At 71.6% G+C, this 14,722-nt stretch carries 11 protein-coding genes; 6 read left to right on the top strand and 5 right to left on the bottom strand.

Features of this window, described 5'->3' with window-relative positions:
• The first annotated feature begins 44 nt into the window (after positions 1-44).
• Together EJC77_RS03495 and EJC77_RS03490 are read left to right on the top strand one after the other, a co-directional pair.
• Positions 45-785, top strand: coding sequence for a YcnI family copper-binding membrane protein (locus EJC77_RS03495; RefSeq protein WP_125610186.1), 741 nt, complete (start codon positions 45-47; stop codon positions 783-785).
• 366 nt (positions 786-1,151) lie between these two features.
• Positions 1,152-1,778: a DUF4232 domain-containing protein gene (locus tag EJC77_RS03490; protein ID WP_125610185.1), complete on the top strand. Its 627-nt coding sequence runs from the start codon at positions 1,152-1,154 to the stop codon at positions 1,776-1,778.
• A 21-nt stretch (positions 1,779-1,799) separates the two neighbouring features.
• Here EJC77_RS03490 and EJC77_RS03485 read toward each other — a convergent pair whose 3' ends face one another.
• Positions 1,800-2,324, bottom strand: a complete 525-nt coding sequence (locus EJC77_RS03485; RefSeq protein ID WP_125610184.1) for a hypothetical protein — start codon at positions 2,322-2,324, stop codon at positions 1,800-1,802.
• A 203-nt stretch (positions 2,325-2,527) separates the two neighbouring features.
• On the opposite strand from EJC77_RS03485, the gene EJC77_RS03480 reads away from it, so the two are divergent.
• A complete protein-coding gene (locus tag EJC77_RS03480) occupies positions 2,528-7,420 on the top strand; it encodes an Lhr family helicase (protein WP_420820293.1) in 4,893 nt (1,630 codons plus the stop codon).
• A 32-nt stretch (positions 7,421-7,452) separates the two neighbouring features.
• A complete protein-coding gene (locus tag EJC77_RS03475) occupies positions 7,453-8,262 on the top strand; it encodes an Fpg/Nei family DNA glycosylase (protein ID WP_125610182.1) in 810 nt (269 codons plus the stop codon).
• A 10-nt stretch (positions 8,263-8,272) separates the two neighbouring features.
• Here EJC77_RS03475 and EJC77_RS03470 read toward each other — a convergent pair whose 3' ends face one another.
• On the bottom strand, positions 8,273-8,707 hold the full coding sequence (locus EJC77_RS03470; protein WP_125610181.1) for a YdeI/OmpD-associated family protein: 435 nt from the start codon (positions 8,705-8,707) through the stop codon (positions 8,273-8,275).
• A 103-nt stretch (positions 8,708-8,810) separates the two neighbouring features.
• Between EJC77_RS03470 and EJC77_RS03465 the strand changes: the two genes are divergently transcribed.
• On the top strand, positions 8,811-9,734 hold the full coding sequence (locus EJC77_RS03465) for an RluA family pseudouridine synthase (protein WP_125610180.1): 924 nt from the start codon (positions 8,811-8,813) through the stop codon (positions 9,732-9,734).
• 57 nt (positions 9,735-9,791) lie between these two features.
• Here the strand turns inward: EJC77_RS03465 and EJC77_RS03460 are convergent, their stop codons facing one another.
• From EJC77_RS03460 to EJC77_RS03450, 3 genes are all read right to left on the bottom strand, one after another.
• Entirely contained in the window at positions 9,792-10,097 is a 306-nt protein-coding gene (locus EJC77_RS03460; protein ID WP_125610179.1) for a hypothetical protein, read from the bottom strand.
• A gap of 198 nt (positions 10,098-10,295) precedes the next feature.
• Positions 10,296-13,118 (bottom strand): phosphoenolpyruvate carboxylase, encoded by a 2,823-nt coding sequence (gene ppc, locus EJC77_RS03455; RefSeq protein WP_125610178.1) that lies wholly within the window; start codon positions 13,116-13,118, stop codon positions 10,296-10,298.
• A complete protein-coding gene (locus EJC77_RS03450; RefSeq protein ID WP_125610177.1) occupies positions 13,111-13,674 on the bottom strand; it encodes an SRPBCC domain-containing protein in 564 nt (187 codons plus the stop codon). Before EJC77_RS03450 ends, ppc begins: the two co-directional genes overlap by 8 nt.
• Before the next feature lie 126 nt (positions 13,675-13,800).
• On the opposite strand from EJC77_RS03450, the gene EJC77_RS03445 reads away from it, so the two are divergent.
• A complete protein-coding gene (locus EJC77_RS03445) occupies positions 13,801-14,622 on the top strand; it encodes a DUF1684 domain-containing protein (RefSeq protein ID WP_125610176.1) in 822 nt (273 codons plus the stop codon).
• Positions 14,623-14,722: the final 100 nt, after the last annotated feature.

The following is a 14,722-nucleotide window of genomic DNA, read 5'->3' as shown; positions in this document are numbered from 1 at the left end:
CCACCCATGGATTGCGGCGCCTCCACGCGCCCGAAAGGTTCCTCATGTCTGCATCAACAAGCACCCCGTCCCGCCGTACCCGCGTGCTGAAGGCCGGTTTGGCCCTCGGCGCCACCGCCGCCCTGATGGGCGTCGGCCTGGGCGCGGCGTCGGCCCACGTCGAAGCGAATCCCGATTCGACCGCCGCGAACTCCTACTCCCTGCTGACGTTCAGCGTCCCGCACGGCTGCGACGGTTCGCCCACCACGAAGCTGACCATCACGCTGCCGCCGGAACTCAACGACGCCACCCCGACGGTCAACCCGAACTGGACCATCGCCAAGACCACCGAGAAGCTGGGCGCGCCGAAGAAACTGGCCGGCGGCAGCTACATCACCGAGCGCACGAGCGCCATCACGTACACCGCCAAGACACCGCTGGACCCGCACCAGCGCGACACGTTCGTGCTGTCCCTCCAACTGCCCGATGCGGCCGGCAAGACGCTGTATTTCCCGACCCTGCAGTCGTGCGTGAAGGGGCAGACCGATTGGAAGGACATCCCGGCCGCCGGGCAGAACGAGGAGGACATGAAGGCCCCGGCACCGAGCGTGGCCGTGACCGCCGCGGTTGCCGGAGGCCATGACGGGCACGGCGCCGCCCCCGTTGACGCCGCGGCCGTATCCGATTCCGCGCACGACGGCGGCAGCCAGGCCCCGGGCTGGATTGGCCTGGGTGCCGGGCTGGCAGGGCTGGTGCTGGGCGCCGCTGCGCTGCTGCGCACCCGGAAGTCTGCACCCACCAAATAACCCCGCACTCCGCCCCGCAGCCCAACCAGGGCGCACTTAAGCACCAGTTTCCCCCGGTTTTGGTGCTTAACCGCGCCCTGGTTGGACTCCCGGACGGCATCGACGGCGTGGACACGCCCGGCCTGCCCCGGCTGGGGGCACGGCGACGGACCGGTTCGCCCGGGGCCTCGATGGTCTCGACCACCGGCCCACACAACCCGCGGGCCGCCGTCGGTCATCACCACCAGACGTGCCATACCTGGCCAACTGGGCCACCAGCATGCCACGATGGCCCCGCCATGCGGTTCCGGCCAGCGGGGCGCAAGCTCCGGAAACCCCGGCGTGGCGCAATTGACGCGTGCCGCCGGGACGCGGAAGAGTGAAGCCATGAGCAGCCCCCGCCACCGGACCGCAGTGACCGCCTCGATCCTCGTCGCGGGGCTCGCCCTCGCGCTGGCCGGGTGCGCGCCGGCGTCGAACACGGCAACAACCACCTCTACCGGCACCGTCCCTGCCGAATCCCCGACGACTCCGGCGGAGACCGCGACGCCCGCCCAGTCGACCGGCACGGGCCCGGCCACAGGAACCGCCGCGGCCCCGCTGTGCACGGCGGCGAACCTGGCCGGCAGCGTCGATGACACCGGCGGCGGCGCCGCCGGCCACATCTATTTCAAGCTGATCGTGAAGAACACGTCCGGGGCCTCCTGCCTCCTCAACGGCTACCCGGGGGTTTCCCTGGTCCTCACCGGCATGGGAGGTCCGCTGGGCGCCCCGGCGGACCGAGACGCGAGCCTGCCCTCCAAGGGTCCCATCACGCTGGCGCCGGGCAATAGTGCTGCGGCCCAGCTGCGCTACACCCAGGCCGGGAACTACCAGGACTGCACGCGGGTGCAGGCCAACGGAATCCGCGTCTACCCGCCCAGCGCCACGGATTCGTTGTACATCGCCCATCCGCTCACGGCATGCAGCAACACCGGGATCAAGCTGCTGACCATCGGGGCGTTCCAGCCGTAACGCCGCTGTCCGCGGGACGGGCTACCGCCAGGCCGAATCCCCGGCGTCGTCGACCTCCTCGAACCGGCCGATGAATCCGGGATCGGCCTTCTGGCTTTCACGGCGTCGGCCGTATTTAAGCGTGTACAGGCGGTTCGTGGCGAACGCGAGCGCCACCGTGGACACCAGGTGCAGCGCGCCGGCCCACACGTCGGCCGTGACCAGCCACGCCAGCAGCCCGGCCCCGGCCAGGACGGCACCGGTGGTGACGATGAGCCGGGTCCGCTCCCACACGCCGTACACGATCACGGCGGCGGCCAACACCAGCCACGGCCCGCAGCCGCGCAGGAACGGCACCAGGGCCAGCAGCAAGACACCCAGCACGGTGCCGCCGGCCAGGTACGCGTAGTTGCGGGCGGGCGCCAGCCACCAGGACGGGTTCCGCCAGTACCAGACGGCGCACACGACGGACCAGATGATGGCGCCGACGACGAAGAAACGCGGCACCGAGCCGGAATTGTTCGTCACCGTCGTGATGGCGCCGGCGGCCAAAAAGAGCAACGTCAAGCCAAGGAAGGGTAGCCAGTTGTTCCCCACGTGCCGTGCCCGCACGCCCCCTCCATCCCATACTCAGCCCATTGCGGTCCCGGTGAACATGCGAGTGATCGGCACGGGAGCACAACGGCGCCATTGCCATTCCTGCTTGCTAGATTACAACGGCCGCGACCGTGTTCGAACCACACCGGCGGCACCGGACAAATGTCGGACCCGTGCGGGATGATGGTCCCGTGCCCACAAACCCAGCCGCCGACCCCCTGGGCCAGTTTTCCGCCCCGACGCGAGACTGGTTCCTCGGCGCCTTCGACGCGCCGACCCCGGTGCAGGCCGGCGCCTGGGCGTCAATCGCCGGTGGCGCCCATTCGCTGGTCATCGCACCGACCGGCTCCGGCAAGACGCTGGCCGCGTTCCTATGGACGCTGGACCGGCTGATCGGCGCGCCCCCGGAACCCGGACACACCAGCGTCGTGTACATCTCGCCGTTGAAGGCGCTCGGCGTGGATGTGGAACGCAACCTGCGCGCGCCCCTGGTCGGCATCACCCAGACGGCCAAACGCCTGGGCGTGGACGCCCCCGTGCCGAGTGTCGGCGTGCGCTCCGGCGACACCCCGGCGGCGGAGCGGCGCCGGCTGCTCAGCCACCCGCCGGACATCCTCATCACGACCCCCGAGTCCCTGTTCCTCATGCTCACCTCGAAGGCGCGCGAAACCCTGGCCGGCGTCCGCACCGTCATCATCGACGAGGTCCACGCCGTGGCCGGCACGAAGCGCGGCGCCCACCTCGCCGTGTCCCTGGAACGCCTCGACGCGCTGCTGGAGACGCCGGCCCAGCGCATCGGCCTGTCCGCCACCGTGGAGCCGCACCAGACCGTGGCCCGCTTCCTGGGCGGCTCCGCCCCGGTGCGGATCGTGGCCCCGGCCACCACGAAGAACTGGGACCTGACCGTCACGGTGCCGGTGGAGGACATGACCGAACTGCCCGCACTGGCCGCGGCGCACGATCTCGGCCCGGCGTCCGGCCTGTCGCCCAACGCGTCCATCTGGCCGCATGTGGAAGAGAGGATCGTCGATGCGGTCCTGGCGAACAATTCAACGATCATCTTCGCCAACTCCCGCCGGCTGGCCGAACGGCTGACCGGCCGTCTGAACGAGATTTACGTCGAACGGCTGGCGGCCGCGGCGGTTGAGCCCGGCCCGGGGGTTGAGCCTNACGGGTCTCGACAAGCTCGACCAGCGGACGGGTCTCGACAAGCTCGACCAGCGGACGGGTCTCGACAAGCTCGACCAGCGGCCCGGCTTCCCGCCGAGATGATGGCGCAGGCCGGGTCGGTCGCGGGCGCGCCGAATGTGCTCGCCAAGGCGCACCACGGCTCGGTGTCCAAGGAACAGCGGGCACTCATCGAGGACGACCTGAAGTCCGGCCGGCTGCGCTGCGTGGTCGCCACCTCCAGCCTGGAGCTGGGCATCGACATGGGTGCCGTGGACCTGGTCATCCAGGTCGAGTCGCCGCCGTCGGTGGCCAGCGGGCTGCAACGGGTGGGCCGGGCCGGGCACCAGGTCAACGAGGTTTCCCAGGGTGTGCTGTTCCCCAAGCATCGGGCCGACCTGCTGCATTCGACCGTGACGGTCGAGCGCATGCTGGCCGGGCAGATCGAACCGCTCGCCGTGCCCGCCAACCCGCTGGACATCCTGGCCCAGCAGACCGTGGCCGCCACGGCGCTGGGCGGCATCGGCGTGGACGACTGGTTCGACACCGTCCGGCGCAGCGCCCCGTTCGCGGCCCTGCCGCGCAGCGCGTTCGACGCCACGCTGGACCTGCTGGCCGGCCGCTACCCGTCGGACGAGTTCGCCGAGCTGCGCCCGCGCATCGTGTGGGACCGGGTGGGCGGCACCATCACCGGGCGTCCGGGCGCGCAACGGCTGGCCGTCACCTCGGGCGGCACCATCCCGGACCGCGGCCTGTTCGGCGTGTATATCGTCGGGGACCCCGGGGTCTCGGTCTCGACAAGCTCGACCACCGGAGGCTCGGTCTCGACAAGCTCGACCACCGGAGGGCGCCGGGTCGGCGAGCTCGACGAGGAGATGGTGTACGAGTCCCGCGTCGGCGACGTCTTCGCGCTGGGCGCCACCAGCTGGAAGATCGAGGACATCACGTTCGACCGGGTGCTCGTCTCCCCCGCGTTCGGGCAACCGGGCAAACTGCCGTTCTGGAAGGGCGATTCACTGGGCCGGCCGGTGGAACTCGGCCGGGCGCTCGGCGCGTTCACCCGGGAGGTGGCGGCCGCCCCGCGCGAGGACGCACTGGCCCGCTGCCGTGCCACCGGGCTGGACGACTGGGCAGCCAACAATCTGCTCGGCTACCTTGACGAGCAAAAGGCGGCCACCGGCGTCGTGCCCGATGACAGGACGCTGCTGGTGGAGCGCTTCCACGACGAGCTCGGCGACTGGCGTGTCGTCCTGCACAGCCCGTTCGGCATGCCGGTGCACGCGCCGTGGGCCCTGGCCGTGGGCGCCCGGCTGCAGGAGCGGTACGGGCTGGACGGTTCGGCGATGGCCTCCGACGACGGGATCGTGCTGCGTGTGCCGCTGATGGACGACGACCCGCCCGGCGCCGAGCTGTTCCTGTTCGCCCCCGACGAGCTCGACGCGATCGTCACGGCGGAGGTGGGCGGTTCAGCGCTGTTCGCCAGCCGTTTCCGCGAATGCGCGGCCCGGGCTCTACTGCTGCCGCGGCAGAACCCGGGCAAGCGGTCGCCACTGTGGCAGCAGCGCCAACGCTCGGCGCAGCTGCTGGACGTGGCGCGCAAGTACCCGCAGTTCCCGATCGTACTCGAGACCGTGCGCGAATGCCTGCAGGACGTGTACGACCTGCCCGCGCTGAAGGCCCTCGCGGCCGGCGTCGAACGGCGCGAGCTGCGCCTGGTCGAGACCACCACGAACCAGCCGTCCCCGTTCGCCCGCGCCCTGCTGTTCGGGTACGTGGCCACGTTCCTGTACGAGGGCGACTCGCCGCTGGCCGAACGCCGCGCCGCCGCACTGTCGCTGGACCCGGCGCTGCTGGACGAACTGCTGGGCCGGGCCGAGTTGCGCGAACTGCTGGACCCGCGCGTCATCGTCGAGACCGAGGCGCAGCTGCAGTGGCTGGCCCCGGGCCGGCGCGCCCGCGGGTTGGAGGGCGTCGCCGACCTGCTGCGGCTGCTCGGCCCGCTGACCGTGGACGAGGTCGCCGCCCGGCTGGAGTCGGAGGTCGCGGAACCGGAGCGTGGTGTCGCAGGTGCCGCGGCCACGGACGACGGCGGGCCGCCCGGTGTCGCTGGTACCGCGGCGCACGCGTGGCCGGACGTGGCCGCGGCGCACCTGGACCGGCTGGTCCGCGCGCACCGCGCCCTGCGCGTGAACATGGCCGGTGAGGCGCGGTTCGCCGCGATCGAGGACGCGTCCCGGCTGCGCGACGCGCTCGGGATCCCGCTGCCCATGGGCGTGCCGTCGGCGTTCATCGAACCCGTTCCGGACCCGCTCGGGGACCTGTTGGGCCGGTACGCCCGCACCCACGGGCCGTTCACCGCGGCGGCGGCCGCGCTGCGGCTGGGACTGGGCATCGCCGTCGTCCGCTCGGGGCTGGCCCGGCTGGCCGCGGACCGGCGCGTGGTCGAGGGAGATTTCCTTCCCCCCGAACTGCTGGGGGATCGGGAGGCGGGCGGCGAATGGTGCGACGTCGGCGTGCTGCGGCGGCTGCGCAACCGGTCGCTGGCCGCCCTGCGGGCCGAGGTGGAGCCGGTGGATGCCGCCACGTTCGGCCGGTTCCTGCCCGCCTGGCAGAACGTGGCGGCCGTGTCCGGGGCGCCGGCCCTGCGCGGGGTGGACGGCGTGCTGGCGGTCGTGGACCAGCTGGCGGGCGTGCCGATCCCGGCCTCGGCGTGGGAACCGCTGGTGCTGGCCGCGCGCGTGGCCGGCTATGCGCCCGGCCTACTGGACGAGCTGATGGCCTCCGGCGAGGTCATCGCGTCCGGGGCGGGCCCGATTCCCGGCAATGACGGCTGGGTGGCGCTGCACGCGGCGGAGTCCGCCGCGCTGACGCTGGCCCAGGCGGCGGACTTCACGCCCACCGAACTGCAGCGCAGGCTGCTGGACCGGCTGGCCGGCGGCGGCGCGTACTTCTTCCACCAATTGCGCGAACTCGTGGCCGACGCCCCGGACATCCTGCCCTCCGACGACGAGCTGACCACCGCGCTGTGGGACCTGTTCTGGGCGGGGCGCGCCGGCAATGACACGTTCGCCCCGGTCCGGGCGCTGCTGGCCGGCGGGCACACCTCGCACCGGCAGCGGCCCACGCCGCCACGGCTGCGCCCCGGCCGGTCCGGACGGTACGGCGGGCTGCCCGGGCGGGCCGCGCCCGGGCGCGCCACGCCGCCGCTGGCCGCCGGGCGGTGGAGCGCGCTGCCGCTGCCGGAGTCGACCCCGGCATCGGCGCACGGGGCCTCATTGCAGGTGGCGGAACACTCCGCCGCGCTGGCCGAACTGCTGCTGGACCGGTACGGGGTGGTCACGCGCGGATCGGTCATGAGCCAGGGCGTGCCGGGCGGTTTCGGGCTCATGTACAAGGTGTTGGCCCGGCTGGAGGAGGCCGGCCGGTGCCGGCGCGGGTACTTCATCGAGCACCTGGGCGCCGCACAGTTCGCCGTTCCGGCCACGGTCGACAGGCTGCGCTCGTTCGCCGCGGACGCCGCCGCCAACCCGCGCCCGCCGCAGGCCGTGGTGCTGGCGGCGACCGACCCGGCGAACCCGTACGGGGCGGCACTGCCGTGGCCGGTCCTGGACGTCGGGCACCGGCCGGGCCGGAAGGCGGGCGCGCTCGTGGCACTGGTGGACGGGGCGCTGGTGCTGTATGTGGAGCGCGGCGGCAAGACGCTGCTGTGTTTCACGGACGACGACGGCCCGCTCGCCCTGGCGGCCGGGGCCCTGGTCCGCGTCGTGCTGCGCGGCGGCGTGGACAAGCTGGCCATGGAGAAGGTCAACGGCGTGGACCTGCTGGGCACGCCGGTCGCGGCGGCGCTGCAGGCCGCCGGCGCCTACAGCACGCCGCGGGGGTTGCGGATCCGTGCATAGTTCCGTGCATAGTCCAGTCCCGAGGGGATCCGGTGCCTGAGGGGGACACCGTGTGGCGCCAGGCCCGGGACCTGCACCGGGCGCTGGCCGGGGAACGGCTGGCCCGGTCGGATTTCCGTGTGCCATCGCTGGCCGCCGTGGACCTGGCCGGGCGGGTTGTGGAGGGCGTCCGGGCGCACGGCAAGCACCTGCTCATGGACGTTTCCGCTGGCGTGGTCATCCATTCGCACCTGGGCATGGACGGCATCTGGCACATTTACCCGACCGGTGACCCAGCACCGCGCTGGCGGCGGCCGGCGCACACGGCGCGCGCCGTGCTGCGGACGGAACGGGCCGTCGTCGTCGGTTTTTCGCTGGCGACGCTCGAGGTGGTGCCGGCGACGCGGCTGGACGACGTCGTCGGCCGGCTGGGTCCGGATCTGCTGGGACCTGACTGGTATCCGGCCGAGGCGCTGCGCCGGCTGCGGCAAGATCCCGCCCGGCCCATCGGCCTGGCCCTGCTGGACCAGCGGAACCTGGCCGGGATCGGCAACATCTACCGCAGCGAGCTGTGCTTCCTGGGTGGTGTGCACCCGGCCACGCCCGTCGGTGCGGTACCGGACCTGGTGCGAATGGTCGAACTGGCCAAACGCCTGCTCGAGGCCAACAAGGACCGGGCCGTGCGCAGCACCACGGGCGGCCCATCCCGCGGCGACGGGGCGCTGTGGGTGTACCGGCTGGCGGGCCGGCCGTGCAAGCGGTGCGGGAGCATCATCCGGCACGCCACCCTGGGCGACCCGGCCGTGCCGGCCCGCCCGGCCCGCGACATCTACTACTGCCCGCGCTGCCAGCCGGTGTCGTAACGGCGGCGAGTCAGGATCGGGCCCGGGCGTCCTTGGGTGCTTCCCACGTGCCGGCCGCCCTGGCCTGGTCGATGAGGTGCTGGCCGGGCGGGCGCATCAGGCCGGCCTCGATCATGCGTTCGGCGCGGCGCCGGCTGGCCGGGCCCCACACGGTCGACGGATGCCGTGGCGCGAATGCCACGTACACGCTGTCGTGATCGCGCCGGACGGCCCTGCTGTCCACCCAGCCGAAACACAGCGCATGCTCGATCGCGTCATGGAAGCCGACGCTCGGCGTGCCGGCACCCCGGTCGTGGATGATCAACCAGATCTCTGGGACCGTATAGCTGTTCGCCGACAACCAGTCCCGCCAGGCCTGCACGTGCTCGGCCCGGATCGCCGGGACGCCCTCCACGCTCTCGCTCGCGCCATGCCACACTGCCAGATTGTCCCCCAAATCAGTCATGCGACCGATCATATCCACGGGCACCGACACGGCGCCCGGTTCAGCGGCCATGTGACGGCGAGCCGGCAGCGGCCCCGGGAACCGCCGGTACCCTTGAAGGGTGATGAAGTCCCCCCTGCCGGTACGCAACGGCGTCAACGCGACCCGCATGCGCATGCCGGCGGCGGGCCCGTGGGCCACGGCCATGGAGTATGTGCTGGAACGCTTCAACCACGTGGACCGGGACGGGATCGTGGACCGTTTCCGGCGCGGCGAGGTCAAGGCGCTCGGCGGCGACGTGGTCACCCCGGACACCCCGCTGAACGAGCACACGTTCATCTGGTACTACCGGGAACTGCCGGTCGAGGCGCGGCTGCCGGTCGAGCTGGGCGTGCTGCACCGCGACGAGCACCTGGTCGTCGTGGACAAGCCGCACTTTCTGCCCACGACGCCCGGCGGCATGTACGTCCAGGAGTCGGCTCTTGTGCGCCTGCGCGTCATGCTGGATATGCCGGATCTGGTCCCCATCCACCGGCTGGACCGCATGACGGCCGGCGTCCTGTTGTTCTCCGCCAACCCGGACACCCGCGGCGCCTACCAGTTGCTGTTCGAAAGGCGCCGGGTTCAAAAGACGTATGAGGCCGTCGCCGGCGTTCGTCCGGAGCTCCAATTTCCGCTGACGGTGCGCAGCCGCATGGTCAAGTCGCGCACGTACCTGCTGGCGCAGGAGGTGGAGGGCGAGCCGAATGCGGAGACCCGCATCGAGCTGGTGGACACGGCCGACGGCGCGGCGGGGCGGGTTGGGCGGTACCGGCTGTCCCCGCACACCGGCAAGACGCACCAGCTGCGCGTGCACCTGGCCGCCCAGGGCATCGGCATCGTCAATGACCCGTTCTACCCGGTGCTGTTGCCGGAGACGCCGGACGATTACACGAAACCGCTGCAGCTGCTGGCCAAGAGCATCGAATTCACCGACCCGCTCAGCGGCCGCCCGGCACGCTTCGACTCCCGCTTACGCCTCTCGGCATTCCCAACTATGACGCAGTAAGTGCTGAGAATCCGCGGATTATCAGCACTTACTGCGTCATAGTTGGGCTGCGGGCGGCTACAGCGGCAGCCACTTGCCGGCCGAGCGGCGGAACACCCGCAGCGCACCGGTCGTGGCGATGCGGTCGACACCGTGGCGCATGTTGGCCGCGGCGTCACGCGCAGCGGCGTTCTCGCCGTCGTACTCGCTCGCCTCCACCATGAAGCGCACGGTGATGCGCGGCACCCCGGCCACGATGTCCAGCTGGTTCGCCTCCACGACGTGCGCGGAGCCGACCACGGCGACGGCCGTGTCCATGACCTCCTCCGGCGCGTGCCCGGGGCGCAGGCCCGTGATCTGGAGGGAGGCGCGGAACGACGGCATCAGGCAAGTTTACGTGGCCCGGTGATTGAGCATGTCCCGGGTCTCGACAAGCTCGACCACCGACAAGCTCGACCACCGACAAGCTCGACCACCGACGAGCTCGACCACCGGACCGACGAGCTCGACCGCTGGGCCCACGAGCGCGAGGGCCCCGCGGGCCTCGACGGGCTCGACCACCGGACCGGCCAGGGGCGGCGACTACCCGGTGTTGCGCATGCCGGCCGCGACGCCGTTGATGGTGATCAGCATGGCCCGCTGCAGCCGCTCATCCACCTCCGCGTCCCCCACCGCGATGGCGGCCGACCTTTCGGCGCGGATGCGGCGCAGCAACTCCACCTGCAGGTAGGAGATCGGGTCCAGGTACTGGTCGCGCACGTCAAGGGAGCGCTTGAGCTGCGGCTGGCGGTCCAGCAGCTGGGTCTCCCCCGTCAGCAGCCGCACCTCGGCGACGGTGACGTCGAACTCGGCCCGGATCGTGGCGAACACGTGCTGCAACGGCGCCGGCACCAGCGTCCCGACGTAGTGGGCCGCGATGTCCATGTCCGTCTTGGCCAGTGTCATCTCCACGTTGGAGAGCAGGGAACTGAAGAAATGCCAGTGCTCGATCATCTCGCGCATCTCCCGCTCCCGGCCGTCCTCGCGGGCCGCGCGCAGCCCGGACCCGACACCGAACCAGCCGGGCACGATCTGGCGTGATTGCGTCCACCCGAACACCCACGGGATGGTGCGCATGTCCCGCAGCCCCGGGCCGAAACCGACCTGCCCGCCCGGGTGCGAGCCGATGTTCAGGCTGGCCAGCTGCTCCACCGGCGTGGACGCCAGGAAGTAGCCGGGCAGGTCGGGGTCGTCCACCAGGGCACGGTAGGCGGTGTGGGCGGCGTCGGAGATGACATCCATGACCACGCCGAACCGGACCACGTCGTCCTCGGTGTGGCGCGGCGTCCGGTGCAGCGCGGACGCCTGCATGACGGCCGCCAGCGACAGTTCCAGGTTCTCGCGCGCCAATTCCGGCAGCGAGTATTTGTCGCTGATGACCTCGCCCTGCTCGGTGAACTTGATGGCGCCCTCGAGCACGCCGTTCGGCTGGGCCAGGATGGAATCGTACGTGGGACCCCCGCCGCGCCCCACCGACCCGCCGCGCCCGTGGAACAGCCGCACCCGGACGCCGTGCTTGAGCGCCACGTCGCGCAGCGCGCGCTGCGCCTTGTGGATCTCCCACTGCGACGTCGTGACGCCGGATTCCTTGTTCGACCCGGAATACCCGAGCAGCACCTCCTGGACGTCCCCGCGCAGCCGGACGAGTTCGCGGTAGGACGGGTCGGCGAGCAGCGCGTCGATGATCCGCCCGGACGATTGCAGCTCGGCCACGGTCTCCAGCTGCGGGACGAAGCCGATCTTGGCGTGACGGTTGTCGCCGTGCAGGGAGACGAGGCCGGCCTCACGGGCCAGCACGGCCGCCGCCAGCACGTCGTCGGCGCCCCGGGCCATGGAGATGATGTAGCTGCCCACGACGCCGGGGCCGAACGTGCGCAGCGCCCGGCGGATCACCCGGAACACGTCATAGGTGCCGTCGGCGACGCCGTCGAGACTGATCGGGTGGCCGGACAGCGGGCGGCGGCTGGCCAGTTCGGCGGCCAGCACGGCGAACCGCTCGTCCCGGTCGAGCGCCGCGTAGGGCCGCCCCAACTCGCCGAGCCTGTCGTAAAGTTGTCCGACGGCGGCATGGTGCCGGTCGGCATGGTCGCGGATGTCGAGGGTCGCCAGGTGCAGCCCGGAGGCGGCGATGGCACGGCGCACCGCGGCGAGGGCCCCGTCCGCGGCCAGTTCCGCCTTGTTGTGGCGCAGCGAGGCTTCGAGCAGGGCCAGGTCGGCCACGAATTCGCCGACCGAGCCGTAGTCGCGTCCGGGCTCGTGCCAGCCGTCCGCCTCGGCCCGCCGGCGCGTGTTCAGCAACTTGGCCTTGATGCACGTGAGCTTGAGCCGGTACGGCTCGGTCGCGTTGAGCCGGCGCACGCGCGGATCGATGCCGGGCAGCCGGGCCAGGTCCGCGGCGATCGACGCCCGCAGAGCCGGGTCCGCGCCTGCCAGCGTGCTCGAATTGGACAGCACGGACAGCAGCTCGTCGACCAGGGCCAACGCCAGGGAGATGGCGGCCTGGTGCTGCAGGTTGATCACCTCCCAGGTCACCTCGGGCGTCACACTGGGATTGCCCTCGCGGTCACCGCCGATCCACGTGCCGAAATGCACGGGCGCGGCGTCCACGGCCAGCGCCACCCCGTGCCGGTCCAGCAGCTCGCCCAGTTCGGTCAGCACGTCGGGCAGCGCGTCGGTGAAGATGTGGCGCAGGTAGTAGATGGCGTTGCGGGCCTCGTCCTGCGGGCGGGGCCGTTCCTTGCGCAGCTCGTCCGTCTGCCACATCTGGTCGATGATCTCCGCCATGGCCCGGTCCTGCCGGGTCCGTGCGGTGGTCCCCTCCCGGGTCGGCGTGGCCAGGATCGCGCAGAGCGTGCGCAGCTTGTCCAGCACGGACCGGCGCGACGCCTCGGTCGGGTGCGCCGTGAACACGGGCCGCACATCCAGCCGCTCCACGACGTCACGCAGCGCGTCCGGGCCGGCGTGTTCGGCGATGTCGGCCACGGCCCGGGCCAGCCAGCCGCCCCCGTCGCGGCGGTTGCGCAGGCCGCGGACCCGGTGGACCTGTTCGGCGGCGTTGGCCAGGTGGAAGTAGAACGCGAAGGCCCGGACCAGGTCGGTGGCCTGGTCCAGTGGCAGCTCGGCGAGCACCTCGCGTACCTGTTCGGCCACGTCGAACGCGGTCCAGGGGCCGGTGCCGCTTTCCCCCCGGGCGGCCTCCTTGGATTCCTTCGTCAGCAGGCGCACCTGTTCCACCATGGCCAACAGCCCGGGCCCGCACTGGCGCACCAGCGACTCACCCAGTAGCGTGCTGACGCGCCGGACGTCGCGGCGCAGGTACGTCTCCTCGTCCGCGCGCGGCGCGGGCCGGCTGCCCCGCTCAGGCACGGTCGGCCAGGTAGGCGGCGTGGATGGTCTCCCAGCTCGGGTAGAAGTCCTCCCACCAGTGCGGCCAGTCGACGCTCCTGCCCTCCAACGCCTCCTGCAGGTGGTCCAGATGCACGTGCCAGCCGGCCAGCGAGCGCAGCACCACCTCCTCGGGCACCGAGATGACGTTGCGGAACACGAGGTGCGTGCCGGGGCCCTCGGGCAACCGCACGGGGGTGAGCTCCGCGCGGATGCGTCCGTGCATGGCGTTGGAGATCTCCCACACGTGCGGGGCGTCGGCCTCGATGACGCGCCCGTACCACCAGTCCAGGTCGGTGCCGAGGTCCTTCACGTTGAGCCACCGGAGGTCGAACGACGACCCCGTCCGGGGCATCCCCCGCACCATCGCCCACCACATGACCGTCTTCTCCGGCTCGGTCAGCATGGCCCAAACGGCCTCCGGGGGCGCGGCATAGTCACGTTCGAGCGTGAGCTCCACGGCGTCCGCGTCCAGCCGGGTCGCCTTGCCGAGCCCAAACCGGGCCATGTCCTTGTTCAGATTCTCGTTGCCTGGCACCCTCACATTCTGTCACCACGGCGGCGGGCACGACCCGTCCGGGGAATCGGGGGAATAACCGTTCCCGGCACCCCGTTGTGCCGACCGGGAGGGCACCGCACGGTGTCCGGTCCCGTAAGGAGCATCATGACAGGGCGCACCGACACCGCCACGACCGCCGACGCGCAAACCCAGCGTTGGAACCGTTTCCGGACCAACCGCGACGCGGCACTGGCCACCGACCACGGCTGGCTGACGCTGACGTCGTTCCAGTGGCTGCCCGAAACGCCCGCACCCCTGGACCTGGTGCCCGGGCTGTGGAGTACGGATGGCACGACGGCGACGCTCACCGCGGGCGCGCACGACGGACTCACGCTGGTGGCCGATGGTTCCGCGGTAACCGGAACGCTGACGGCGACGCTGGCCGACGAGGAATCGCTGATGTGGGTCCGGCATGGCTCGATCGTCGTCGAGCTGGCCATGCGCGCGGACCGGTACCTGATCCGCACCCGTGACAGCGCCTCACCCGTGCTCACGGGCTTCACCGGGGTGCCCACGTTCGTCTACGACCCGGCGCTGGTGCTCACCGGCCGGTTCGAGCGCTATCCGGAACCGCGCACGGTGGCCATCGACACGGCCCACCAAGGCGTGCCCGGCCGGACCACGCTGGTGGGTGATGTGGTGTTCGATCTGGGCGGTGGGACGCACCGGCTCGCCGCCGAAGAGGGTGCACTGGGCTCCCTGATCCTGACGTTCTCCGACCCGACCAACAACGTGACCACGTCGCACTGGCGCAAGCTGGAACTGGCCCGGCCGCGCCCGGACGGCAGCGTCGTCGTCGACTTCAACCGGACCATCAACTACCCGAGCGCGTTCACCGACTTCGGCACGTGCCCGGCCCCGGTGCCGGGCAATGCGGTCACCGTGCCCGTCGAGGCCGGCGAGCGCGACCCGCGGGTCGGTGACTGAGCCCGTCGGTGATTGAGCCCGTCGGTGATTGAGCCTGTCGAAATCAACGGTCTCGACAGGCTCGACCACCGCGGGTCTCGACAGGCTCGACCACCGCAAG

The organism is Specibacter cremeus (assembly GCF_003946885.1).
GTDB classification, from domain to species: Bacteria; Actinomycetota; Actinomycetes; order Actinomycetales; family Micrococcaceae; genus Specibacter; species Specibacter cremeus.
The sequence above is the reverse complement of the archived record's forward strand: the minus strand, read 5'-3'. Positions and strand labels throughout refer to the sequence as shown.